At 39.9% G+C, this 26105-nt stretch carries 25 protein-coding genes and 1 tRNA gene; 17 read left to right on the top strand and 9 right to left on the bottom strand.

Going from position 1 to position 26105, the window contains the following annotated elements; translation table 11 throughout:
- The first annotated feature begins 217 nt into the window (after positions 1-217).
- From cdaA to RBQ60_RS15035, 4 genes are all read left to right on the top strand, one after another.
- Positions 218-1072: a diadenylate cyclase CdaA gene (gene cdaA, locus RBQ60_RS15050; RefSeq protein ID WP_307884505.1), complete on the top strand. Its 855-nt coding sequence runs from the start codon at positions 218-220 to the stop codon at positions 1070-1072.
- Complete coding sequence (locus tag RBQ60_RS15045; RefSeq protein WP_307884503.1) at positions 1069-2340, top strand: CdaR family protein; 1272 nt, start codon at positions 1069-1071, stop codon at positions 2338-2340. Before cdaA ends, RBQ60_RS15045 begins: the two co-directional genes overlap by 4 nt.
- A 19-nt stretch (positions 2341-2359) precedes the next feature.
- Positions 2360-3709, top strand: coding sequence for a phosphoglucosamine mutase (glmM, locus tag RBQ60_RS15040; protein ID WP_307884501.1), 1350 nt, complete (start codon positions 2360-2362; stop codon positions 3707-3709).
- A gap of 160 nt (positions 3710-3869) precedes the next feature.
- Positions 3870-3943: transfer RNA gene (locus RBQ60_RS15035), tRNA-Arg, on the top strand.
- 318 nt (positions 3944-4261) lie between these two features.
- Here the strand turns inward: RBQ60_RS15035 and RBQ60_RS15030 are convergent.
- Positions 4262-4471 (bottom strand): helix-turn-helix domain-containing protein, encoded by a 210-nt coding sequence (locus RBQ60_RS15030; protein WP_307884500.1) that lies wholly within the window; start codon positions 4469-4471, stop codon positions 4262-4264.
- A gap of 113 nt (positions 4472-4584) precedes the next feature.
- Here RBQ60_RS15030 and RBQ60_RS15025 point away from each other — a divergent pair, with 113 nt between their 5' ends.
- The 10 genes from RBQ60_RS15025 to RBQ60_RS14980 all read left to right on the top strand — a co-directional run bounded on the left by RBQ60_RS15025 (position 4585) and on the right by RBQ60_RS14980 (position 15902).
- Complete coding sequence (locus RBQ60_RS15025; protein WP_307884498.1) at positions 4585-5163, top strand: SLOG family protein; 579 nt, start codon at positions 4585-4587, stop codon at positions 5161-5163.
- A gap of 120 nt (positions 5164-5283) precedes the next feature.
- Positions 5284-5901 carry a TetR/AcrR family transcriptional regulator gene (locus RBQ60_RS15020; RefSeq protein ID WP_307884497.1) on the top strand — a complete coding sequence of 206 codons (618 nt, stop codon included), beginning with the start codon at positions 5284-5286 and terminating at the stop codon, positions 5899-5901.
- Positions 5902-5990: 89 nt separating this feature from the next.
- Positions 5991-6614 (top strand): class I SAM-dependent methyltransferase, encoded by a 624-nt coding sequence (locus tag RBQ60_RS15015; RefSeq protein ID WP_307884495.1) that lies wholly within the window; start codon positions 5991-5993, stop codon positions 6612-6614.
- A 30-nt stretch (positions 6615-6644) separates the two neighbouring features.
- A complete protein-coding gene (locus RBQ60_RS15010; RefSeq protein WP_307884493.1) occupies positions 6645-7421 on the top strand; it encodes a ZIP family metal transporter in 777 nt (258 codons plus the stop codon).
- A gap of 295 nt (positions 7422-7716) precedes the next feature.
- The gene (locus RBQ60_RS15005) at positions 7717-9159 is read left to right on the top strand and encodes an extracellular solute-binding protein (protein ID WP_307884492.1); all 1443 of its coding nucleotides are present in this window, start codon (positions 7717-7719) and stop codon (positions 9157-9159) included.
- A gap of 34 nt (positions 9160-9193) precedes the next feature.
- Positions 9194-11404, top strand: a complete 2211-nt coding sequence (locus RBQ60_RS15000; RefSeq protein WP_307884491.1) for a GGDEF domain-containing protein — start codon at positions 9194-9196, stop codon at positions 11402-11404.
- Between the two features lie 512 nt (positions 11405-11916).
- Entirely contained in the window at positions 11917-12063 is a 147-nt protein-coding gene (gene scfA, locus RBQ60_RS14995; protein WP_307884490.1) for a six-cysteine ranthipeptide SCIFF, read from the top strand.
- 110 nt (positions 12064-12173) lie between these two features.
- Positions 12174-13547 (top strand): thioether cross-link-forming SCIFF peptide maturase, encoded by a 1374-nt coding sequence (scfB, locus tag RBQ60_RS14990; RefSeq protein WP_307886025.1) that lies wholly within the window; start codon positions 12174-12176, stop codon positions 13545-13547.
- 5 nt (positions 13548-13552) lie between these two features.
- On the top strand, positions 13553-14899 hold the full coding sequence (locus tag RBQ60_RS14985; protein WP_307884489.1) for an amino acid decarboxylase: 1347 nt from the start codon (positions 13553-13555) through the stop codon (positions 14897-14899).
- A gap of 94 nt (positions 14900-14993) precedes the next feature.
- Positions 14994-15902 carry a sulfite exporter TauE/SafE family protein gene (locus RBQ60_RS14980; protein ID WP_307884488.1) on the top strand — a complete coding sequence of 303 codons (909 nt, stop codon included), beginning with the start codon at positions 14994-14996 and terminating at the stop codon, positions 15900-15902.
- A gap of 70 nt (positions 15903-15972) precedes the next feature.
- On the opposite strand, the gene RBQ60_RS14975 is transcribed toward RBQ60_RS14980, so the two are convergent.
- The 4 genes from RBQ60_RS14975 to RBQ60_RS14960 form a co-directional block, all read right to left on the bottom strand.
- A complete protein-coding gene (locus tag RBQ60_RS14975; RefSeq protein ID WP_307884487.1) occupies positions 15973-16167 on the bottom strand; it encodes a hypothetical protein in 195 nt (64 codons plus the stop codon).
- A gap of 632 nt (positions 16168-16799) precedes the next feature.
- The gene (locus tag RBQ60_RS14970; protein ID WP_307884485.1) at positions 16800-18338 is read right to left on the bottom strand and encodes an ATP-binding protein; all 1539 of its coding nucleotides are present in this window, start codon (positions 18336-18338) and stop codon (positions 16800-16802) included.
- 2 nt (positions 18339-18340) lie between these two features.
- On the bottom strand, positions 18341-19726 hold the full coding sequence (locus tag RBQ60_RS14965) for a vWA domain-containing protein (RefSeq protein WP_307884484.1): 1386 nt from the start codon (positions 19724-19726) through the stop codon (positions 18341-18343).
- An 11-nt stretch (positions 19727-19737) separates the two neighbouring features.
- On the bottom strand, positions 19738-20919 hold the full coding sequence (locus tag RBQ60_RS14960) for a leucine-rich repeat domain-containing protein (protein ID WP_307884483.1): 1182 nt from the start codon (positions 20917-20919) through the stop codon (positions 19738-19740).
- 515 nt (positions 20920-21434) lie between these two features.
- Between RBQ60_RS14960 and RBQ60_RS14955 the strand changes: the two genes are divergently transcribed.
- The 3 genes from RBQ60_RS14955 (at position 21435) to RBQ60_RS14945 (ending at position 22399) form a co-directional block, all read left to right on the top strand.
- Positions 21435-21716, top strand: coding sequence for a hypothetical protein (locus RBQ60_RS14955; RefSeq protein WP_307884481.1), 282 nt, complete (start codon positions 21435-21437; stop codon positions 21714-21716).
- Positions 21717-21822: 106 nt separating this feature from the next.
- Positions 21823-22047, top strand: coding sequence for a hypothetical protein (locus RBQ60_RS14950; RefSeq protein ID WP_307884479.1), 225 nt, complete (start codon positions 21823-21825; stop codon positions 22045-22047).
- 94 nt (positions 22048-22141) lie between these two features.
- Positions 22142-22399: a hypothetical protein gene (locus RBQ60_RS14945; RefSeq protein ID WP_307884478.1), complete on the top strand. Its 258-nt coding sequence runs from the start codon at positions 22142-22144 to the stop codon at positions 22397-22399.
- A 43-nt stretch (positions 22400-22442) separates the two neighbouring features.
- On the opposite strand, the gene RBQ60_RS14940 is transcribed toward RBQ60_RS14945, so the two are convergent.
- The 4 genes from RBQ60_RS14940 to RBQ60_RS14925 form a co-directional block, all read right to left on the bottom strand.
- On the bottom strand, positions 22443-22832 hold the full coding sequence (locus RBQ60_RS14940) for a hypothetical protein (RefSeq protein WP_307884477.1): 390 nt from the start codon (positions 22830-22832) through the stop codon (positions 22443-22445).
- Between the two features lie 99 nt (positions 22833-22931).
- Positions 22932-24011, bottom strand: a complete 1080-nt coding sequence (locus tag RBQ60_RS14935) for an ABC transporter substrate-binding protein (RefSeq protein ID WP_307884475.1) — start codon at positions 24009-24011, stop codon at positions 22932-22934.
- Positions 24008-24805, bottom strand: coding sequence for an ABC transporter permease (locus tag RBQ60_RS14930; protein ID WP_307884473.1), 798 nt, complete (start codon positions 24803-24805; stop codon positions 24008-24010). Before RBQ60_RS14930 ends, RBQ60_RS14935 begins: the two co-directional genes overlap by 4 nt.
- Positions 24806-24808: 3 nt before the next feature.
- Entirely contained in the window at positions 24809-25648 is an 840-nt protein-coding gene (locus RBQ60_RS14925; RefSeq protein ID WP_307884471.1) for an ABC transporter permease, read from the bottom strand.
- Positions 25649-26105 lie beyond the last annotated feature (457 nt).

Here is a 26105-nt window from a genome sequence, read left to right as displayed (position 1 = left end):
AGATTTTTTATAACAAATCTTTTAGGTTATATGCTATAATATGTACAAAACAAGAGGAAACATAATTGGTTTTGGGGTGCTTTTTTATAAAAGTAGACTGGAAATGGATTTTAACAAACAACGTAATGTTCTCAGTTTTATAAAAATCTATGGTGTCATGTTAATATATGGTTATTTTAAGAAGAATATCATGTTTCTTGGGAATAGGGTGTGTTTTATGGAGGCATTTAAAAATTTTATAGACAACGTGGGGATCACAGGGTTTGTTCGGCCATCTGTGGGCTTTTCTGATATTTTAGATATTCTCATTGTTGCCTATATTATTTATAAAATTATTTTCTGGATTAAGGAAACAAGAGCTTGGGTTTTGTTTAAAGGTATTTTGGTGATTCTTGCCTTGGCAGCAGTGGCAACCATTTTGCAACTAAACACCATTCTTTGGATATTGTCCAATACCATTTCCGTTGGTATTATTGCCGTCATCGTTGTGTTCCAGCCAGAGCTTAGAAAAGCTTTGGAACAGCTGGGAAAGGGACAATTCTTTTCTTACTTTATCCGTACGGAGGAAGAGGGGAACCAAAAGGCGTCTACCCGTACTGTGGATGAGATCATAAAAGCTGTGGATAAAATGGGAGTTTCGAAGACTGGGGCTTTGATTTTGATTGAGCAGGAGGTTCCTTTGGGAGACTTGGAAAGAACGGGTATCCCCATTGACGCAGTAATCTCTAGTCAGCTTTTAATCAATATCTTTGAGCATAACACACCACTGCATGATGGTGCCGTTATTATTCGAAGAAACCGTGTAGCGGCGGCAACCTGCTTCTTGCCCCTGACAGATAGCAACGATATCAGTATGGAGCTGGGTACCAGACATCGTGCTGCCATTGGTGCCAGCGAGGTATCTGACGCTTATGTCATTGTTGTATCCGAAGAGACAGGATATATTTCCTTGGCAAGGGGTGGTGTACTCTATCGAGATTTGACCATGGATCAATTAAGAACAATGCTTTCACAAACCAAGAAAGTAGGCAAAAAGAAACTCTCTTTTTGGAAAGGAAGGCAGGATAAATGAAGATGTTTCAAGAAATGCTGATGAAGGATTTGGGATGGAAACTGCTTTCTATTGCCATAGCTGTGATTATGTGGTTTATGGTAATTAATATTAATCAGCCTGTGGATACCAGAACCTATTCCAAATACATTACCCTAGAGCAAATGGATGTTTTGACAGACCGGGGGCTGACGGTGAAAAATGCGGAGGATTTGGCCGCAACGAAAGTGAATATTAAAATTAAGGCCCAAAGAACGGCCTTGGACCGCTTGAACCAGTCTAACGATTGGCTTCAGGTTTCTGTTAACTTATCAGGTTTATCCAATGCTATGGATGGGGATAGCATTTCCTTACCTGTTGATGTTGAGATGTTAGGCGGTTATACGGGATACAATATTGTAAGCAAAGTCCCCACATCCGTTGATGTGTACATTGAAAGAATAGCCAGTAAATCGCTGCCCATTGAGGTGGTAATGAATGGAGAACTGCCAAAAGACGCTTTATATGCGGAGCCTATCCTAAGTGCAGATACCGTTAAGGTTTCAGGGCCTGCCTCTGTGGTAGAGCAGGTTGTAGCCGTTCGTGGAGGCGTGAATGCGCAAGATGTTGTTGGCAATATCCAACTTGGGGCAAAGCTTATTGCCTATGATGTGAACGGGACACCCGTAAAGGGTGTGAAGCTAAGCATGTCGGAAGTTACTGTAACGTATCATGCCTTGAATGCAAAAGTGATTCCCATTAAAGTGAATATATCTGGTACACCCGCCCAGGGGTATGAGTTGGGTGAAACAATTTGTACACCCCAAAACATAGAGATAATCGGTGCACCTGAACTGCTAGCCGACCTTAGTTATGTGCAATTACCAGACATCGATATTTCAGCAAGTCGTGATGATGTGAGAAAGAGTTTTGCTGTGGCTAACTATCTGCCCGAAGGGGTAACAGCAAAGGATGCAAATAGCCTTACCATTCAGGTAAACGTACAAATTTCAGGTGTCAATAGTCGTGAGTTCACAGTGCATTCTGATCAGTTGAGTATAAGTGGCGGAGAGAGTGGAAAGAGCTATGCAATCAGCGGTAGCGTTAAGGTTAGCATTACCGGTGAAGAGGTGATTTTAGATAGTATCAATGAAAGTACTTTAGAAGGTATTGTAGACGTAAGTGGTCTTCCTGTGGGTCAACATAAAGTTCCCATCCAGTTGGATTTGCCAGAAGGCATAACCGCTGGAAACGCTTATATTGTTGTTGTCATAGCGGAGGATGCGGTTGTACCTGATAACGAATCGTAATTGTTGGAGGAAATAGAAAATGGGAAAATTATTTGGAACTGATGGTGTAAGAGGTGTTGCCAATACAGAGTTGACGGGTGAGTTGGCATATCAGCTTGGTCGTGCAGGGGCGTATGTTTTGACTAAAGAAAAAAAACACGCACCAAGAATTCTGGTTGCTATGGATACACGCATCAGTGGGGATATGCTGGAGGCGGCTTTGATTGCAGGGATATGTTCCGTAGGTGCTCATGCGGTAGTTGCAGGGGTCATTCCTACGCCAGCCGTAGCATATTTGGTACGCCATTATCGTTTGGACGCAGGAGTTATGATCTCTGCATCCCATAATCCAGTGGAGTATAACGGCATTAAATTTTTCAGTGACCAAGGGTATAAATTAAGTGATGAACTAGAAGAAGAAATTGAAGATATTCTCTTAAGTCGTACAGAGGTTTTGCCTTGCCCCACAGGCAATGGCATTGGAACAAAATCTTATGCAGAGGATGCCCTGGATGATTATATTGCATTTTTAAGAGGAACCACAAAGGAGCGGTTTAAAGGGCTAAAGGTTGCTTTGGATTGTGCCAACGGCGCAGCCTATAAAGCTGCACCCATTACCATGTTAGATTTAGAGGCTGAGCTTTGCATTATTCATAATGAGCCCGATGGAACGAATATTAACGATAAATGTGGTTCTACCCATTTGGAAGATTTGGTAGCATTTGTGAAAGAAAATGGTGCAGATATTGGGTTTGCCTTTGATGGAGATGCGGATCGCTGTTTGGCGGTGGATGAGAATGGCGAATTAATTGATGGAGATAAGATTCTGGCTATTTGTGGTAGCGCAATGAAAGCCCGGGGGACATTGAAAAATAACACCATTGTAGGAACGGTTATGTCTAACCTTGGGTTGACCATGATGGGGCGGGAAAATGATATTTCTATTTTACAGGCTAATGTAGGAGACAGATATGTTTTGGAGCGTATGCTGGCGGAAGATTATAACTTGGGCGGAGAACAGTCTGGCCACATCATCTTCCTTGACTACAATACAACGGGTGACGGCATCTTAACGGCAATCAAGCTTTTATCTGTCATGAAGCGTAGTGGAAAAAAAGCCTCTGAACTAGCGAAGGTTATGGAAATTTTGCCCCAAGTTTTGGTGAATGCCCGTGTCAACAATGCAAGAAAGAACGATTATATGGATGTGCCGGAAATCAAGTCGGCCATTGAAGCCTTACAAGAGAAATTTTCTGGCGATGGCAGGGTGTTAATTCGTACCTCGGGTACAGAGCCTTTGGTTCGTGTTATGATTGAAGGTAAAGACAAAGAGGTTATGGAAAAGGAAGCAAAAAAGCTGGCTTCCTTCATAGAAGATAAACTTCAATAAAAAAAGTCCCCTGTTGCAGAATAAAACTACTTGACTGTTACAGGGGATAAGCATAAAATAGAGAAGGACTGTTTTTGCAGATGAAAAGCTTTTTGGTAGTGGTAAAAGATCATGCCTTGCCATGAAGACTTCAAGATTTCAAATACAATCCTTTCAAAATGTCTCAGTAGCTCAGCTGGATAGAGCGTCCCCCTCCTAAGGGGAAGGCCGCAGGTTCGACTCCTGTCTGGGACAGCAGTTAAAAGCTACAGTATTCTGTTTTTTAAGACAGAATACTGCAGCTTTTTGTTCACAAATCCAGTGTTTAAGGGACTTTAGAGCCATTAGAGAATGGCTGCGATTTTGTAGAAAAGGGTGCCACTCAGAAAACAGAATAAAATGTAAGCGAGGCTCTGATTTCAACAAGAAATCAGAGCCTTTTTTGCGTTTTACGTAAAAGGAAGGAAAAGCGATTAAATCCATCTAAATGAATAAACATTTCTCCCAAACTTAAAAGAATGCCTTTTTGAGACCGCCCAAACCCCAATAAAATTGCATGAAAACAACTCTCGGTTAGGTGTTCAAATCTTTGGGAAACTCAAAAATATCATTGGGAGTACATTCTAAGATTTGGCAGAGTGCCTCAAGATTATCGAATTTAATGGACTTGGTTTTATTGTTCACCATACGATTAAAGTTTTGATAACTCATACCCATCTGCTTATATAGCCAATACTTGGTTTTCCCTTTGGAATCTAATATTTCTAAAACTCGTAATTTCATATCACCACACCTTTCATACGGTATAGTAAGATATTATTAAATAACTTATTTAAACATATAGACTAATGCATTAGATAATGATATGATTAGTGTTTGTAGGAAGGAGATGTTTTATGCAAACAATCAAGGAACATTCACTTTGTTTCACAGGACATAGGAGCGAAAGGCTACCCAGAACAGAGAAAGAAATGGTAAGGCTAAAAGACAGGTTACTTGCTGAAATTGACAAGGAAATTGCAAATGGTATCGATACCTTCTACTTCGGGGCGTGTTATGGCTTCGATTTACTGGCAGGCCAAATGGTGCTGACGAGGAAGAAGGTAATCCATTTGTATGACCCAGATCCAAGGCAAATAAAACTCATCGCAGTAATCCCATATGAGGAACAGGCTTCTCGTTGGCGAGAAAAGGACAGAGAGCTTTACTACGATTACTTGCTGCCCTACTGTAATGAGGCCATCACCTTGCACACCAAGTTTCAATGTGGTTGCTATCACGAAGGAAACTGGTATATGGTAGACAGGTGTAATAAAATGATTTGCTACTATGATGGCGGAAACGGCGGAACAGCGTACTCAGTCAATTATGCAAAAATAAATGGTTTGGAAATCACAAACCTGTATGAATTGCTAATGTTTAGAGTCACTCACTTGGGTGCTCCGATCAAAATTAAGATAAGGGCAGACATTTGAACTTTAGAATCCATAATTTTAGAAATAATTCTGTAGCATCATTGACAATTCCAATAAAAGGGAATAATATAAAGTCAATAGATAACGGTGTTATGTTGTCATTTTGATCGGAGGTGCCCATTGAAAAACGAAAAAGAGACAAGGGAACGGTTGATTGAAAAAGCAAAAAAGGAGTTTTTGGAAAAAGGGTATATGCAAGCCTCCCTTCGCAATATTTGCAAAAATGCAGAGGTTACCACGGGAGCCTTATATTTTTTCTTTGAAAATAAGGAAGACTTATTTGCTTGTCTTGTTGAAACGCCGCTGAAAGAACTATATAAAACTATAAATCAGTATTTTGAAAAGGAACGAAGCCAGTTAAATACTGGAACCATGGGGGCAGATGGGTATACAGACCATTTTGAAATTACAAAAAAAATTGTTTGTTGTATGTACAAGCATTATGATGGATTTTTACTTTTAATTAAGAAGGCACAAGGTTCAAAATTTGAAAAATTCATTGATCAATTTGTGGAGATTACGGAAAAGTACTATCGGGGGTTGGCGGATCACATGGCTTTGGAGAAAAATGTACCTAAGCTTGATAACTATATGATTCATTGGGTTACCCACACCCAAGTAGACTTTTTTATCCATATGATTACCCACGAAAAATCTGAAGAGGCAGCCCTGAGGCATGTGGAAGTCATTACGAAATGTTTGCGTTCTGGTTGGAAACAGTTATTTGAAAAAGAATAGTTCGCTATTTTGAGGTCATGGTGAAAAAGAAATAAGGAAGGTAGTTGTATTATGTTTTCCTTTTTCTAAAGGGAAAGGGGAGATGTAACATGGATAACAACAAAGTCTTCTGGGAAAGGGTTGCTAACGTTTATGGAACTTTTATGAAAAGCAACACATCCTTGTATAACAATATTAGTCAAAAAATAAAAATGCATTTAAAGAAAGATATGGTAGTCCTTGAATTGGCATGTGGAAGCGGGCAGCTAACCTTTCCTTTGGCGGGGTATGTAAAGGAATGGCATGCAACGGATTTTTCCAGTGCCATGATTAGGAAAGCAGAAAAGGAAAATAAAATTGATACGGTAAGCTTTTCTGTACAGGACGCTACCACCTTACCTTGGGGAGATGGTAAGTATGATGCTGTGCTTATAGCCAATGCGTTACATATCATGCCCCGTCCAAAAGAAGCATTAGATGAAATATTTCGTGTACTTAAGCCGGGGGGCTTGCTGTTTGCTCCCACTTTTATTTGGGAAGATACCTTTCCCGTTGGCTTAAAAATTTGGTTGATGCAAAAGATAGGCTTTCGGGTGTTTCATAAGTGGAACGAAGATGCGTTTGTAAAGTTTATAGCCCAGAGGGGGTTTTTGGTTACGGATTCTATCATAATGGGTAGCAATTTAGCTCCATTGTGCTATTTAGCAGCAAAGAAGCCCTTTGAAGAGATGTGAGAGCTTATTTTTATTTGAGAGGTGAAGAATATGTATGAATTTATGATTTTAATCACCCCTTTTATTGGAACAACCTTAGGTGCAGCCATGGTTTTTCTCTTAAAAGGGCAGATGAATGTAAAAATAAAAAAACTACTTTTAGGGTTTGCGGCAGGGGTTATGATTGCGGCATCAGTATGGTCTTTGCTGATTCCATCCCTTGAGTTAGGAGAAGCCCAGGGAGGGATTTCTTGGCTTCCTGCAGTGGTAGGGTTTATGCTAGGCATTGGTTTTTTACTGGCATTAGATAGTCTAATTCCCCACTTGCATTTGAGCAGTAATAAGCCCGAAGGACTTCCTAGTAAATTATCTAAAACATCAATGTTGGTTTTAGCCGTGACCCTTCACAATTTACCTGAGGGTATGGCGGTGGGAGTAACTTTTGCTGGGGCAATGCTTGATCATACCAACATGACGTTGGCAGGTGCATTTGCATTGGCTTTGGGAATTGCCCTACAAAACTTCCCCGAGGGGGCTATCATTTCAATGCCCTTGCAAAATGAGGGAGTCAGTAAGAAAAAAGCTTTTTTATACGGGGCAGGAACGGGAGTTGTGGAGCCTATTGCAGCGGTGATTACTATTGCTCTGGCAGAGCAGGTGGTACCTCTTTTACCTTACTTTCTTTCCTTTGCCGCCGGAGCCATGATTTATGTGGTTATCGAGGAATTAATTCCTGAAGCCCAAGAGGGTGAACATTCCAACATTGGAACCATAGGTGCCGCAGTTGGGTTTGCGTTAATGATGGTGATGGACGTGGCCTTGGGATGATTTTAAAAACCTAGTTGAAGCTTTATGTACCTAAAGGTGGTTTCCCTCTTTTAAGGGTGGAAGAACAGTTTTTGTAGTTAGGGGCATATAGGAGGAGGGTTGGGTTGTTGATGTTTCGTAAACAGCCTCTTTTTGGATAAATACAAGGCTTATCAAAACTTGTATCAAAAGGGTTAAGGGAAAAGCTTATTGCAGAAAAAAGCAAGATATGGTATTATTTGGGCATAAAGCAAGGGGTGGAAAAACCATATTTTCCATGGAAAAGCAGAAGGGGTTCTATTGGGGTGGTGCATCTTTGAAATATTTAAAAAAATTGATATTTGCATTATTACTACTTACTTTGCTGGGTGGATGTGAGAGTGGAAAAGGAGAGTTGACAGGAAGCAAGTTGAGTCCTGAAAGTCCAGTTATGCTTTCTGTTTGGGTATATTATAATGGTGCCCAGTTAGAGGCGATGAATAGTCTGGTAAAGCAGTTTAATGAAACCAAGGGCAAGGAAAAAGGTATTTATGTAGATGTTTTTAGTCATGGAACGGTAGGTGAACTAAGGGAAAATGTACTCAGTGCCTACGAAAAGGCCAATGGCGGAGATATCCCTAATATTTTTTCAGCCTATCCCGATACCGCTTACGAGTTTGATAACATGGGTAGGCTGGTGGATTTAAGCCAATATCTTACCCAAGAGGAACAAGAACAATTTATTCCAAGTTATATAGAAGAAGGTAGAATTACCAACGGTGGAAGTTTTAAAATATTTCCAGTGGCAAAGTCTGTTGAGGTTTTTATGCTGAACAAAACGGATTGGGATACTTTTGCAGCCGAAACGGGTGCTACTTATGAAGATTTCTCAACCATGGAGGGTCTTGTTGATGTGGCGGAGCTTTATTATGAGTGGACGGATGGTCTAACACCCAAACGGAATGATGGAAAGGCGTTTTTTGGACGGGATGCCATGGCCAACTATTTTTTTCTGGGGGCCAAGGAACTGGGACATGAGTTGATTACCAAAAAAGACAATGAGGTGGTCATTGACTTTGATAAAGAGGTGGTAAAAAAGCTCTGGGATCATTATTATATTCCCTATGTCAAAGGGTATTTTTCTTCCGCTGGAAGATTTCGCAGTGACGATGTAAAGATGGGGAGTATTATTTCCTTTGTTGGCTCGTCTGCTGGGGCAACATTTTTTCCACAGCAGGTGATTTTAAGTGATACGGAAAGTTATCCCATAGAAATGGAAGTGTTTCGGGCACCAAAGTTCAGTGAGGGTGATGACTACGCTGTGCAACAAGGGGCAGGCATGGTAGTGACAAAGGGGACGGAGCAGGAAATTCAGGCTTCCGTAGAGTTTTTGAAGTGGTTTACCCACCCAGATCGGAATATAGCATTTTCTATTGATTCTGGTTATTTGCCTGTAACAAAGGAGGCAAATCAGATTGATACCATCCTGAAAGGGACACCTGAAATTTCAGAACCAATGAAACATATACTTACGGTTGGAGTTGAGACGGTTCATGAGAATACACTATTCACTCCCGTTGCATTTGAAAAAGGGTCTGAAGTGCGTGATATTTTGACACACTCTTTAGAGGACTTGGCAAAAGAAGATCGGAAAACAGTGGAGGTGCGGTTAAAAAGAGGTATGAGCCAAAAAAGAGCTGTGGCTGAGTTCACTTCAGAGGCATATTTTAACAAGTGGTATCAGCAAGTTCTTCAGGAGTTAGAAAATATAACAGCCTAGCTTTATTTTGGTAGGCTGAAGGGGGGTAGAGAATTTGATTTTTCGAAATAATTCTAAGGGCCGTAAAGGTCGATCTATATTTCGAACGGTTCTCTACCCTCTATTGTTTGTTGTTTTACTGGAGGCCTTGTTGCTGCAAGGCTCCCTTTCAGAAAGTGGCGTTCTAGGCAAATTGAATCAAAATGAACAGGATATTCTAAAAAAACAAATTCAAACCAGAGGAACTTTTTTACAGAATACCATTGCAAATAGCTGGTCGGATTTTTCTTTTTTATCTAATAAAATGAACGAAACAACACAACACTTGTTGGATAATGGAGAGATATCTTTAGAAAAATTGGATCAAGGTTCCCAAGAGTGCGAAGCACTGCTGGAAGGGATTTCAAAGGATTTAATTTCATGTCTCTACGCAAAGCGAGTATCGGGGATATTTATCATATTGAATACCCATGACCTTGATGGTGAGGAATATACCAAAAAGCCTGGACTTTACATTCGGGATTTTGACCCGTTATCTCCCCTTTCTAAGGATTATTCGGACTTGATTTTTGGCAGGGCACCCATTTCTTTGGTGGAATCCCTGAATATTTCTACAGATAGGCAATGGACTCCACTTTTTGAGTTCAATTCCGAACTATCAGATTATGACTTTTTCTATGAGCCCTTTCAAGCTGCGTATAAAAACAAAGCCAACTCTTTGAAGTCTCTGGACTATGGCTACTGGACAACTTCGCCTAGCTTATTAGCAGAGGGTGGGAACAACTCCATTGCCTATTCCATTCCTTTAATACTTGAAGATGGCAGTGTTTATGGGGTTTTGGGTATAGAGTTATTACCTGATTATTTGAAAGCTATTTTGCCTAGTGAAGAGCTTCATATAAAAGGTAACAGTGGTTATGTAGTGGGCGTACAAAATCCCGAAGACTTAAGCTGGTCACCGGTTCTTGTTAGCGGTGCCCTTCAAATAAACCAAGGAGAGGCAATGAACCTTCAGCCTTTAGATGGTGGAGGATATACGGTACAGATAAATGACGAGCCGTTTATATCTCATTTTATGGAGTTGCCTCTTTACCGCAGCAACACCCCCTTTTCAAGGCAAAGATGGGCATTGATTGGGATGGTGGAGGAGAATCAGCTTTATGCTTTTTCCAATCAAGTGGCAGAAGGTCTTAAGCTGTCATTTATCATGACTATTTTGGTAGGTGTTATTGGAAGTGTCGTTGTAAGCCGAAGGTTATCAAAACCCATTTTTATTTTATCGAAAGAGGTTAGTGAGGCCCAGAAAAATAAAGAGGGCATTCCCGAACTTTCCGTGACTAAAATCCATGAGATTGACCGGTTTGCAGAAGCCTTTACGTCCCTTAGTAAAGATATAGTCAATTCCTCGTCACGTTTTCTCAGTATGTTGGATATGGCCAGTGTTAGCATAGGTGGGTTTGAGATACAGAAAAAAGAAGGAACAGTATTCGCCACAAAACCATTTTTTGAGTTGCTTGGTTGGGAAAATGTAGACACTGCAGAGCTTACATTGACCAAATTTCTGGACATGATAGAAGATATGAAGGACTGTATTTTGCGTTCCGATGAAGGCGATGGAAGTTGTCTATACCATTTGGAGCGATTAGATGGTTCCGTAAGATATATTCGAATCAAAGTAACGGAGAATCAGGAGCGGGTTGTGGGAATAGCGGAGGATGTTACCCAAAGCACTGTGGAGCGTTTGCGAATTGAGCATGAACGTGACTATGACCTTTTGACGGGGTTGTATAATCGACGGGCCTTTTATCGACAGGTATCGGAACTATTTAAGCAGCCCCACAGGCTGAAAAATGCCGCCATACTGATGATTGATTTGGATAACCTAAAAATCATTAACGATCGATATGGCCATGATTGTGGAGATAAGTATATACGTCGTGCGGGGCAGAGTTTTGTAGACAATTTACCAAAATCCACAATATGTAGCCGAGTATCGGGGGATGAATTTTTCTTTTTTCTTTACGGATATGAGGATAAGGAGAGTATGCGACAGATATTAACCCAACTAGACTTAAAAGTAAATAATACTTGGGTCCGATTCCCCAATGGGGAGCCTCAGAAAATAGGTGCCTCTGGCGGGATTGCATGGTATCCCGATGATAGTAAGGATTTCCAAGAGTTAATGAAGCTTGCAGACACTGCAATGTATCGGATAAAGCATGGGAAGAAGGGCGAGTTTTGCGAGTTTGAGCAGGATACACCCTGAACAGGCATGGATTAAAAGATGGGAAGAGTCGTACTTACCTCCTATTTTGTTGGGGAAATAAGTTGAAATTTATAGATTTTAAGGCAGCAGATATTGCTGCCCTTTTTTAATATTATTGTGGGTGAGGCGCTATGTCTAACCTATGAAGGATTCTATATCCCCAAAAAAGAAATAGTCGAAGGGCGCTCTAAGCCATGTTTTCCTGAAAAAATGGATGGGTTCTGACTTCTCCATTTGGGGCTTGTGAAGCCAAAGAGAAAATTTATGGTAAGGAACAGGCAGAACGGGGGAATCATGATTTGGAAATCAATATAAAATAATAGGGAGTTATAGGGGGACGAAAGGAGAGAAATCCTTGACTTCTTAAGGATACGCCTTGACAATCGGGGTATGATGTTATATACTTTTTCAGTATATGAAGCGATTTTTTGGCGGAAGAGATTTTCTCTTATAGGCAACAGAAAAACGCATTTGAGTACTAGAATTTTCATAATTAGAATGGAGATGAGACCATGGAGAGAATCAAAACAATTGAAACGCGTGACCTGAAAAAGAGCGTAGCTGTTGGCGGCTGTGGCGAATGCCAGACATCCTGCCAGTCTGCTTGCAAAACCTCCTGTGGCGTTGCAAACCAGCCCTGCGAGAGCAAACAGAAGTAAGCTCAAAAGGATTGACAACGAACCGCCGCCTTCATTTTAGCAAGGCGGCATTTTTCGTATTTGGGGGTTGCCAAAGGGAAGGCCTTTGGCAGTGGAAAGGATTGAAAGAATTGGTACATCAATATAAATTAAATGGATATAACATTGTGTTGGATACTTGCAGCGGATCCGTTCATGTGGTGGACGAGGTTGCTTATGATGTAATCCAAATGTACGAAACACAGAATAAAGATGCAATTGTTGCAAAGATTTTGACAAAATATAAAGCCAAGCCAGATGTAACAAAAGAGGAAGTTTGTCTTTGCATGGAAGAAATTCAAACTTTGATTGAACAGGGTAAGTTGTTTACAAAAGATGAATATGAAAACCTTGCCATAGACTTTAAAAACAAGAGCCAAGTTGTGAAAGCCCTTTGCCTTCACGTTGCCCATACTTGTAATTTGAACTGCAGTTACTGTTTTGCCAGCCAAGGTAAGTATCAGGGAAATGATGCACTGATGAGCTTCGAGGTGGGTAAGCAGTCCCTAGATTTTTTAATTGCCAATTCTGGAAGCAGAGTGAATTTGGAAGTTGACTTTTTTGGCGGCGAGCCTTTGATGGATTGGGAGGTTATTAAAAAGCTGGTTGCTTATGCCAGAGAGCAGGAGCCAATCCATAATAAAAAGTTCCGTTTTACTTTAACAACAAATGGCGTTTTGATTAATGATGATGTCATTGAATTTTCCAATAAGGAAATGCACAACGTGGTATTGTCCTTAGACGGCAGAAAAGAAATTCACGACCACTTGCGTAAGACCATTACAGGGGAAGGCAGTTATGATTTGATTTTGCCTAAGTTTAAGGAGTTTGTGGATAGACGTGAGGGAAAAGGCTACTATATGCGTGGTACGTTTACCCACAACAACGTGGATTTTACAAAGGATATTTTCCATATGGCAGACATGGGCTTTACAGAATTGAGCATGGAGCCTGTTGTTTGTGACCCATCAGATCCTTTTGCTTTAACGGAAGAAGATTTACCGAAGCTGTTTGAGCAGTATGAAATTCTTGCAAAGGAAATGATTCGTCGTAAAAAAGCGGGGAATGGATTTGAATTCTATCACTATATGTTGGACTTGACAAATGGCCCTTGTGTTTATAAAAGAATTACCGGTTGTGGTTCGGGAACGGAGTATATGGCGGTAACCCCTTGGGGTGAATTATTTCCTTGTCATCAATTTGTTGGAGATTCCAAGTACAGTTTAGGAAATATTTGGGATGGTGTAAAAAATACAGATGTGCAGGATGAGTTCCGTCATTGCAACGCATATGCAAGGCAGGAATGTAGAGATTGCTGGGCGAAAATGTACTGTTCCGGTGGCTGTGCGGCGAACTCTTATCATGCATCGGGCAGTATTCAAGGAATTTATGAATATGGCTGTAAGCTATTTAAAAAACGTATGGAATGTGCCATCATGATGAAGGTGGCAGAAAACGAGGAATAAAAGGGATGGAAACACCAATTTATGACTTTGTAAAAGAATATCAAAAAAAAGGGACTGTTCGCCTGCATATGCCGGGGCATAAAGGCAGCCCCTTTTTGGGTTGTGAGCCTTTGGATATTACTGAAATAAATGGAGCTGACGATTTGTATCATCCCCAAGGAGTCATTCGGCAGAGTGAGGATCATGCAACGGATTTGTTTGGTTCAAGGACAACCTTTTATGCCACAGGTGGATCTTCCCAATGTATTGCAGCCATGGTTTATCTTGCCATGCTCCATTGTAAAAAAAGACAAGAGAAGCCTTCAATTTTGGCGGCTAGAAATGCCCATAAGGCTTTTTTGCATGCCTGTGCTTTACTGGATTTAGAGGTGCATTGGATTTACCCAGAGGAAGAAGCAACCATCTGTGCTTGCCCAATTTTACCAGAGCAGCTGGATGGAATTTTGGGGTCAATGGAAGTGTTACCCTTTGCCTTTTTTATCACCTCCCCCGATTATTTAGGAGGAATGGCAGATATAAAAGGCCTTTCTCAGGTTTGCAAGAAATATGGCGTTCCTCTTTTGGTGGATAATGCCCATGGGGCGTATTTGCGGTTTTTGTCCCAGTCCTTGCATCCATTGGACTTAGGGGCGGATATGTGCTGTGACTCTGCCCATAAAACACTACCTGTTTTAACGGGAGGAGCATATTTGCATATTGCAAAGAAGGCTGCTGCACCCTTTGAGAATGACGGGAAAAATGCTTTGGCTTTATTTGGCTCTACAAGCCCATCCTATTTAACGTTACAGTCTTTGGATTTATGTAACCGTATTTTATCAGAGGACTATAGGGAGAAAATTGTTGGGTGTCAAAAGAAAATTCAACAGCTTGCTTTGAAACTCAAGAAAAAAGGATACCCGTTACAGCATTTTGAGCCACTAAAATTAGTGATAGAAGGTGGGCAAATAGGGATTTCAGGAAATGAGTTAGCAGAGACATTGCGGAAGAATGATGTAGAGGTAGAGTTTGCCGATGAAGATCATCTGGTTATGATGTTTACCCCGGAAACAGAGGATGTTGCCTTTGAAAAAGCTAACATGGCATTTCCCCCTATCATTCCAAGGAATGTGGAGAGACAAAAAACGGTATTACCTCCCAGAGGGGAGCAAGTTATGTCAATTAGGCAAGCCATGTTTGCGAAGCGATGTACCGTTAAAATACAGCAAGGGCTGGGGCGAGTTTGTGCAACGCCAGCAGTTTCTTGCCCACCTGCCATACCCATTGCAATCAGTGGGGAGCGTATTACCAAAGAAATGATAGAGCTTTTCCTTCTTTATGGCATAGAAGAGGTTGATGTGGTGGAGGGAGGCTAGAAAAAGAACGTTTTAATGATTTTTAATCTTTAATAATAGATTACACAGGAAAAAGCGTGCAATTTATGTACGCTTATTTTTTATAGGCGCATAATTGGAAAGCAAAAAGTCGTACCCGTTGCAAGAAATTACTGAAAAAGACAGCCTTGCAAAAACCGTGGGAAAATGTTACGATGAGGCATATTTTGACTTGTGGGAAGGGTTTTTAGAAGGGCGTGTATTCATGTTTACGGAAGTAATGATTTCAGTTCCAAATTTTATTATGTTAATGGTTGCTTGTTTTTTTGCTGGATTTTTAGACTCCATTGCAGGGGGTGGCGGATTGATTTCTTTACCTGCCTACACATTGACGGGGATGCCGATGCACTTAGTATACGGGTGCAACAAATTTTCTGCGGCTTTTGGAACAACTGCTGCAACTCTACGTTATTGGAAACACAAAATGTTGGACATTCAGGTGGGTATTTTGTCGGCCATTGGGGCTTTTATTGCCTCAGCTGTAGCGGCGAAGGTAGTGCTTTATTTGAGTGATAACACCTTAAAAACCATGATGCTGGTGGTTCTGCCCATTGTAGGTGTGGTTACTGTGGTAAACAAGAATATGGGGGGCGAAAATCTTTCAGATTCCTTCTCCAAGAAAAAGAAGATTATATTGGCCCTGTTGATTGGTGGGTTTATTGGTTTTTACGATGGATTGGTTGGTCCAGGAACAGGAACCTTTGCTTTAATGGCTTTTTGTCTGATTATGAAATATGATATGCGTAGCGCATCGGGAAACGCAAAATGCTTGAATTTGGCATCAAATTATGCGGCGTTGGTGGTATTTTTAATTGAAGGGACGGTTTACTTACCAATCGCCATTCCAGCGGCGATTTTTGGCGTTGCAGGGAATTTTATCGGGGCAGGGGTTGCCATAAAAAAAGGAACAAAAGCCATCCGCATGATGTTGATGGTGGTTATTGTTTTGCTATTTTTGAAGATGGCAGCGGATGTTTTGTTATAAAGGGTTTATAAGTATATTTTTAGGGTATCATCGCTTCAATGATGATACCCTATTTTGTATGGGGGTAATTTTATAAATGCTTATTTTTAGAGTGATTCATTGCTCTTGCTTTATAGTGCAACATGGTTAAATAAATAAAAACCCATGCCAAAGCGATACTACCAAAAGCAATATTTTTATTAGAAAAATTCAGCCCTGCTACAATAACCCATATGAGGCCCGCAATAAGAGATAGTGTGCATCTGAGTTTGTAATTTTTAGTCATAAGCATCCTCCTTATTCTCTAAAAAACTTTATAACTTTATATAATTAATGAAATGGTATAAGAACCATTTTACAGCCAAATTCTTTAAGGCATACACCTCATTTATGGAATCATCAATGGGGTTGCTTTCCGTTTTCTTTAAAATGGTAATGCCCTTATACTTAACGAAAGTCGCTTATTCATGATATTTTTTTCGTGTTTTGTCAACAAGATCATGAGGATTATTGCAATGAATATGCCCTATAAACAAAATAAAATGGGATCCTTTGGTTTTGGGGATAAAAGTTCCAAGGCTATCCAACCTATTCCAAGAAACAAATATGGAAATACAAGCTCTCGTTGGTATTGTTTACGGAAATCAGAATTGTAATATTTTTTTGGTACAAGATAAGGTAGCCAAAGGCGTGTAATATCCCTTGAATTACGAAAGATATACCTAGATGTCGTAAATATGGATTTACCTTCGCATAAAATCGTAGGAATTATCAGGGGAGTCATACTATAAAATTTTGAAAGATTGTGAATATATATACATAGTATACCAACTTTTGGATTTATACAATGGTACAAATGCTGAAAAAAAGCAGAAGTTTGTATGGTTAAATGTACCATACAAACTTCTGCTTAATGATTTAAAACAATAATGTTCCTTCTGCTTTTGCGGATTCTATATCTTTTAAAATACTTTTTTGCTTTTCATCAAAGAGCAATTCTTTATTATACTGATAATATTTTTCATTACCATTGTCACTAATGAATTTTACGCTATAAAAATTGGTGGTTAACTCAGTAATGAAAATAACCATTTCTTGCCCTGCACCAAAGGTTTCTTCTAGAAATAAGAAGGCATTTTCCAATTCCTTTGCACCTGTATCGATTAGCGTTTGGCGTGTTTCCACCTCATTGGTAAAGGAGGTTTTGATTTGTTGGAAAACCTCATCTTTGTCACGAAGGCCAAGGCTTTTCACTTCTTTGTCATAGCCCATGAGTTTTTCAATGGTCATACGACGACTTTTCTTTGTGCTTTGGTCTAAAAGGTCTGCCTTTTGTTCTTGGGCAAAAGCGTTCTCTTTTTCCTCAATGAGGGTTTCCATAATATTTTCCCAAGGGGTTTCCTTGCAGTAAGGGTTTTGGAAACGTTCTTTTAATTCCAATAAATTTTGATGCAACTGGGTGGTGAATAAATCACCTTCATAGGCCAGTTTAAAATCATCGGAAAGGCGGCTCAGTAATAAACCAATGACACTTAGTTTTTCATCAAAGGAGGCAGTAGAAAGTTTCGATACCGCCTGTTGGCTAAAGGAACCTTTTAAAATATCCTCTATGTGATAATCGGTTTTATATTTATTATATAAATCCAAATAGTTCGCAAAATCTCTGGCGATTTTTCCATGTTGCAGGTATTGGCCAATGATGCTGGCATCTACGGTTACGCCCATGGTTTCATAAACTTTCAAAATGGTGGAAAGATCTTCCCATCCTCTAGGCGTTACAAAACGCTTTCCATCTACAGTGGTTTCCATGGTGTAGAAATGATTTTTCTTAATTTCTAAGTATGACATAATTGCCCCATGAACGGAATGTTTATAAGCGTATTCCTTCCAAACCAGAAAGTCAGGTTCTACATCAATCTTTTTCACACGGTCTAGGGTTACAACGTCGAATTCACGGACACTTTTGTTGTACTCCGGAGGATTACCCGCCGAAACGATGAGCCACCCCTCAGGCACGCTATGGGCACCGAAGGTTTTTGCCTGCAAAAACTGCAGCATGGCAGGGGCAAGGGTTTCTGAGGCACAGTTGATTTCATCAATGAAAAGAATCCCTTCGGATAAGCCTGTTTCCTCCATTTTATTATAGACAGATGCGATAATTTCGCTCATGGTATACTCGGTAACGGCATACTCTTTGCCGCCATATTCCTTATGGCTGATAAAAGGCAGACCGATGGCACTTTGGCGGGTATGGTGGGTGATGCTATAGGACACCAAGCCGACGCCACATTCCCTTGCTACCTGTTCCATAATGGCAGTTTTACCGATACCTGGGGCACCCATCAACAATATGGGACGCTGGCGGACACGGGGAATGGTATACTCTCCAAATTCATTTTTTAGTAAATAGGCCTCAATGGCTCTTCTGATTTCATCTTTTGCTTGCTTTATATTCATAATCACTTCTCCTTATCATAAATGGAAAGGTCTTCGGGGCCAAGGACAACCTTCATTGCCCAAGGCGGTACATTTAAATCCAAATATTCTTCGTGGAAAAATACAAAAGCTGTATCATAAGACGGTCTGCGGCGGGGAAAAGTGCCGTAACCATCGGTAAAATAAATCAGCCCTTTTAAATTTTGAAAAGCTTTTTCTGCAATCAATTTATCTACGTATTCAAAAACGGGGCGGAAGTCTGTACCTCCGCTGCCCATAAGGCGAAAGCTATCCATATATTTCTCCAAGTCCTCTTGGGAGGTTATGGTAATATCCTGTTGCACTTTGGCGTCAGATTGAATGATATGAATATTGACTTTATGGAAAAAAGATTCACTGCTTTTTAAAATTGCGTAAGTTTCTTCTAAAAAACGGCGCACCGTTTGGCCTTCACAGGATTCTGAAGTATCAATGGCGATGACCAATTCTTCTATTTTTTTGACTTCTTTATATTCCAAAGATTCGATCAAAGGCATATTTCCGTAAAGAGATAAACCATAGGTGTAGAAGATATAGTCGTAAGCATCATCATCTACCCGCATGTCTTCTTTTAAAGTAACAAATTTTTTAAGAAAATGGCGATAGTCATATTTTTCCCGATTTTCTATTTTTAAAAGCTGTAGCAAATCCCCCGCACTTTCACCCAAATCCTTAGCAAAGGTTTCCAAATTGGTTTCCATTTTCTCGCCAATTTGTTGCCACTTTTCTTCTAGTTCCCTTTGTTTTTGTTGGTTGTGCTCTGATTCATCTTCATTTTCTTGGTTATTTTCATTATCCTGATTTTCGTTATTTTCATTTTGGTTATCTTCTTTTTTTTGTTCCCAAAAAACATGGTCGTCCACCCAAAACTCCAGCTGTAATTTACCAAACTCTTTATCGGTAAAATTGCGTTCAGACAATTTGCGATAGATACCTTCGGCAGAAAGCACCTTCAAATCTTTTTTCAGCTGGTCGTATAGTTCGTTTCGCCGATCAGAAACCACCAGTTGTGTGGCTTTCACGGGAAGGGCGTCGATAATGGACTCTACAGCAATATCACAAGCTAGGCCCCACAGTGCTTCATCCCGATTCCCCATATGAAAGGGGTGGCGGAAAATACAGTGGAGCAGCATATGCAAGTACAGGCGGTTCACCAATACAGGATCGGACTGATACCGCTCTACAAGATAACGTGGGTTGAACAACACCTTCTCTCCGTCCGTCCCTACATAGAGGGAGGAAAGGTTCATTTCATAACGCAAGCCACTTAAGGCGATATCCATAAATCGCAAAGATAAATATAATTCATTTCGAGAAGCGTTTAAAATTGCATTACCGATCTGTATCAGACGTTGATGGTTTTCGTTCATAGTGACCTCCTTTACAAATCAAATGTTTTTTTCTTTGGTGTTGCAGCGAATTTATGCTGATAGTCCATAAGAAAACTAAGCATTTCTGTTTTTTTCTTTTTCTGTGCCAAAGCAATGACTTCTGGTAGTGTTTCTGTAGTTAGCAGCCCCCATTGGCTAAAAAGGCGAAGGGCTTCCAGGTCATTATTATCAATAAAATACCCTGTTGCAAAAAGCAGATGCTCCCTTACATAAGAGAGATAGGTTTCACGACGGTTCTCGGGTAAGCGGTAAGGATAAGAAAGTCGATATACCGCCAAAAGCAGTACCAAAACCGCCGCATCCTCTCGCTTGGTTAGATAGAACAATTCATCGTACCTACGAAAATCAATATCTGAATTATGAATACACTGTCGAAACAGATGGCCTGTACCATAATTCACTTGATGGAACTGCCTTGCAGGTGTGTTTTCGATATATTCATACTGGAAATCTGGAATTAACAGCTTTACCCTAGCATCGGGAAAGTCTATGGTTAATAACAACTCATGATTTAAAACTGAAATTAAATCTGAAATATGTTTGCACTGGCCAAAATGAATTTCATAGAGGCAATCGCAATTTAAAAACAGCCCCGTTTCCAGATGTTCTGTACTTTGGGGAATATTTATTTTCGTTAAGGATCTACAATTATAAAAAGCATAACGCCCAATGGCTTGTACCCCTTGGGGAATAGGAAGGGACTTTAAACAGCGACAGTCATAAAAGGCATAGCCGCCGATTTCTTTTATGGTTTGGGGTAATGTTAAGGTTTCTAAGGCCCCACAGCCTGAAAAAGTGTGTGGGGCAATTTCCTTTAATCCATCGGGCAAAAGAATACTGCCCAGAGCATTACAGCCATAAAATGCATGAGTCCCAATATGGCGTATGGTGTCAGGAAGGACAATACGAAGGATGGCATCCCCATTATCCTGAGAAAGGGGTGCTGTCCGCATTTCTGACCCTGCGCATAGGGTGAGTTCCCCTAGGCTTTCTTCCTCAGCCAAAGGCTGTTCCTGTTCTATGGCAAAGGCAAAATTCCCAATGGCAACCACAGGCTTGCCGTCAATGAGTTCTGGAATATTCAATTGGCTTGCTCTGCCTTTGATGCCTAGAATGGTAATTCCTTCAGCAGAGGCTTTATAATATAGCATAACCTGTTCTGTTGGCTTCATGATTTTATCCTTTTCTATTTTAATCTTTAACCTTCATTATACTGCTTTCCTATAGAAGGTGTCAAAGAAAGCCTATGGTTTATTAGAAATATATTCAAGGATTGATAGCAATAAAAAGGAATTAAATTTTTGTTTCCGCAACCCATTGATAAAACTATAACAATTCTTAAAATTTTATTACATTATTAATCCATATATTTACAAACAATTTACAAGTGTAGTACTATGTATGAAATTACAGTATCTTATGATTTCTTCGCTACATATAAATAAAAAGAAATAAATATGAGGGTACTTGAAATAAAGACACTGGATAAGGGTACCACTTATCACCAGTGATGTTTATAAATTTGTTTAAAGGGGTATTTTATGATAGTTCCAGCAAAAACTAAAAAGTGGATAGAAGAATTTTAGTTAATTTATAAAATATAATTAACTTCATCAACTATAAAAGAAGTCTTACAAAGTGTAAATATAGAACAAATACAATATGTTTAAAAATGGAGGTTTAAGACATGGAAAAAAAATATAGGCGCAAAGTTTTTTGGTTATTTATGCTGTCGCCATTACTGGCTACTGTATTAGCAAAATTTTTGTTTGTATTTATGTCCCTTATTATATGGGAATCTACCACAGCAATGCATATTTATATTATTTCCTTTGATATAAGCATAAAAATTTGGGCATTGTTCCTCTTATGGGAGGGAATGAAAAAAAGCAAATCAGAAACGCAAGAAGAAGAAACGCAAGTGCCAGAGTCGAATGACTCTGATTGCTCCAATACTGGTTTAAAGTAAATTCTGAGTTAGGTAATCAAAAATCCCTCAAAAAGAAAGAAGTTTTCCCCCTAGTGGCGGAGAACTTCTTTCTGTCCGTGGTTATCCAGATTGGAGGAATACGATAATGAATAGAAAATTTTTAGGTGCTATTTTTATTTTGACTGGTGTTTGTAAACTTTCTTTAGAGATATACGGATTAAAAGTCCTTCAGCTTTTGGATAAGGCAGGGCGAACAGGCTCATGGAGCAATCCATGGCGCTACTTTTATGAATCTCCCGTAGCCATTTCATTTCTGATTACCGTTATTATCCTTATTGTAGGTTTGTTTTTAATATCTCACAATGAGTAATGTGGGTATTCATGAAAAAGAAATTGATGGAAAATGCTATGCGTGTTATAATGGATATATTAACTAAACTTATGCTACAAGAGGAGTAGAGGTTATGAATTTCTTAGTTGAATTTTTAGGTGAACTAATGGTTGAAGGGGCAGTGGAAGGAAGTTTATCCAAAAGTATACCCAGATTAATCCGTAAATTTTTTGTGGGGTTCGTTGTACTTCTTTATTTGGGACTTACAATTCTATTTGCTTATTTGTGTATTTCCTCTTCGGATATTGTGGAAAAATTTGTTTTTGGAAGTGTCGTAGTTTTAGATGTTTGGTTTATTATGAATGTATTTAAAAAATTAAAGCAGAAGTAAAAGAAGGGCGTTATCATAGAAAAATGATAACGCCCTAAATTTGTCAATTTATGTCTTTTCGATTTACAATGGTAAAATATTCCCCCATACAACAGCCTGCCACAATGACATTGCAGCTAAAAAATTCCCAGTTATTATTTTTAAACTCTACAACGATGCCTTGTAAAAACCCATTTAGCAGGGCTTTATTGCGTTCAATTTCACTTTTGGGAAAAAGGGAGATAAATTCTTCCAAACTTCCTTCAAATGCTGTTTCTTTTGGCAAGGAAACATCTCCCACCATGAGCCAGGATTGGATTTGCCTGGGGGAGAGCATATGGCCTGCTATTCCGCCAGAACTTAGCCACTGTTCTTTCGCCAATGGGCTATGATTCAGGCAAACTAAAATATCGGCGTTTTTATTTCTAAAAGATTCTATTTTATTTGCAAACATATGGTGGCCTCCTTATGTAAAATAGGCATTGACCATGGTCAATGCCTAAAAGTGTCGACAGAGAGCGAAATTGGTTCCATCAACTTATTAAAAAATGTCTTAGTGAGAAGCTTTTACTTTAATCCAAAGTTCAGCCAGTTTCTGTTTTAAAACGGGGTTGTCTTCGAAAACTTCATCTTTATCATAGTCTGTTCTAGGAAGATATGCTTCGTTTTCTCCATAAATACCATCAGCGGCTGACATATCATCTAATACTTCCTGATTGGATGAAGGATACCCTACCGTTTCGGAGTTATCATAAGATGCATCGTAAGTTAATACATAGTTAATGAACTCATGAGCCAAAAGAGGATTTTCTGCGTTTGCAGGGATTACCATGGCATCACTCCACAGGTTTGTACCTTCCATGGGGAGGAAGAAGCTCATGTCCTCGTTTTCATCTAAAATTGTTGCGGCATCACCGCTGTAAACAACAGCGATATCTTTGTTGCCGTTAATCATACCGTCGATGACTTCGTCAGTTACATAAGCGGGATCCATGGTGTTGTTCATTTCAAGGAGCCAATTGTATGCAGCTTCGACTTCCCCTTCATCCTCTGTATTCATGGAGTAGCCCAAAGCCTTTAACGCCATCATGAAAGAGTCTCTTTCGGAGTCATAAACATAGATGCGGCCTTTATAAGTCTCATCCTTAAGGATGCTGTAGCCTAATTTTTCTACTTCAGCAGGGTCTACGTTATTGTGGTTATAGACGATACCCACATTACCCCAGAAGTAAGGAGCGGAATAGGTGTTATCTGGGTCATAAGGGAGATGTTTTACACCTTCTGCCAGATTGGAAATGTTTGCAACCTTTGATAAATCCAGTTTTTGCAACATATTTTCAGAAATCAATCGTTCGATCATATAATCGGAAGGTACAAGAACATCGTAAGCGTCGCCGGCTTGCAATTTTGTATACATCATTTCGTTGGAGTCGAAGTATTCAACGATTACTTTTACGCCGAATTCGTCTTCAAAGTTGGAAATCAGATTTTCCCCCATATATTCCCCCCAGTTATACAACTTTAATGTGGAGGAGCCGTATTTTTCTTCTGCTTCAGCGGCAGAGGAGTTGCTTCCCCCACAACCAGAGAGTAATAATGCAGCACCAAGTGCCAATGCAATTATTTTTTTCATGTCACTTTTCTTCCTTTCTTCTCTTTAATAATAGGGATAACATTTACGATTAATAATACCACAGTAATCAACAAAATAACCAGGGTACTTAAAGCGTTAATAGACGGATTTACACGTTTACTCATGGTATAAACCAAGATGGATATATTATTTACACCGTTGCCCGTTACGAAGTAGGAGATGACAAAGTCATCAAAGGACATGGTAAAGGCAATCAGAGCACCAGAGATAATTCCCGGCATAATTTGGGGTACAATGACTTTCCAAAGAGCCTGCATGGGTGTTGCACCAAGATCTAGGGCGGCATCTGCCAAATTTGGATCCAAGGAGCGAAGCTTTGGCGTAACGCTAAGAATCACGTAGGGGATGCAAAACATGACATGGGCAAGCAACAAGGTCAAGAAGCCTTTTTTTACACCCAAAGCACTAAAAAACATTAACAGCCCAATGGCAGTAACGATTTCAGGGTTCATAATAGGTAAATTATTTACCTGTTCCACCACAGCTCGCATCAATTTTCGAGACTTTGATAAGCCGATTGCCGTTAAAGTACCCACAACTGTGGAAATAATGGTGGCCAAGACGGCAATGATTACTGTATAAGCCACTGCCTCCATCATGGTGGAGTCGGCAAACATTTTTTCATACCAACGTAGGGAGAACCCTTCAAACTTCGTTAGGGAACGAGAGCTATTGAAGGAGAACAGGATAATGTACAATATTGGTACATAAAAGAATACTGCTGTTAGTCCTAATAAAATTTTGGAGAATAGACTGGTTTTTTTCTTTTCCATTCCTTATTCCCCCTTTCCATTTGCCGTAGGGTCATTGTCTACTTTTTTGGTAATATACATGGAAATCATAATGATGACGGCCATGGCTAAGGAAATGGCACTACCAAAGTTCCAGTCGCCGGAAGTTAAAAATTCCGTTTCAATGACATTACCGATTAATACATACTGTCCGCCACCCAGAAGTTTTGGGATGAAAAAACTGGATACAGCTGGTAGGAATACCAGTGTGATGCCGCTGATTACCCCAGGAAGGGATAGGGGCAGCGTTACCCTTAAGAAAGACTGCACCTTATTGGCACCAAGGTCGCTGGCAGCTTCCAGAAAGCTTTTATCCATTTTTGTAAGGGCAGTGTAAATTTGCAAAATCATAAAAGGGACGAAGTTATAAACCATACCCAGAACAACGGCGAAGGTTGTGTGTATCATGGTGATTGGCCCGATGCCCAAAAAGCCTAGTAACCAATTGATAATTCCTTCGTCTTGCAAAATACCCATCCATGCGTAGGTTCGCACTAACATATTAATCCAAGTAGGTAGTGTGATTAATAAAATCCAGAACATTTTACTTTTTTCACTGCGATTTGCAATGACATAAGCGATGGGGTAGCCCAAAAAGATACAAATCACAGTTGTTACAACAGCGATATATAGGGAGCGTTTTAAAACGCTCATGAAGACTTTGTCGCTGAAAAAACGTGTAAAGTTTTCTAATGTAAAACGTATTGTAGCTACGTCATTTCCTTGGTCGGTGAAGGCATAAAGCATAATCAACAACATGGGAAGGACAATCATAACTACCATCCAAACAATATAAGGCATAGCCATATTTCGAAATTGTCTCACCGAACACCCTCCCTTCAATTTTCCTTTATCATGATATGAATGTCTTCAGGTTGGAAGGTAAGACCCACTTCATCGCCAATTTCGTAGCGGTCGGTGGTGTCTATTTTATATTCATAGCCTTCTGTGGCAAAGGTTACCTCATAAACGCCAGGCGTTACGGTTTCTGGGTCAAAATCGTATTTTACGTTAGTGATTTCAACGGAGGTACCATCTTCCAAACTCCAAGCAGAAGCATTGGCCCATGTTTTTAGGTCTGTTTCCAGGGCAATGGACTCATGAATTTCGTCGGCTTTCTTAAAGAAATTCACTGCAAAGAACTCTTCTTGATACTCTTTGTTTACAACACGATTTTCATCTTTCACAATCATATTTACCGTTACTGAGGTGCCTGCTGCCGTGGAGAAAGTCACGGGATAATTCCCATTTTCTTTTTTGATGGAGTAGTTGATTTCCTTAA

This window comes from Anaerotignum sp. MB30-C6 (assembly GCF_030908465.1).
GTDB lineage: Bacteria > Bacillota > Clostridia > Lachnospirales > Anaerotignaceae > Chakrabartyella.
This window is presented reverse-complemented; position numbering and strand designations above follow the sequence as displayed.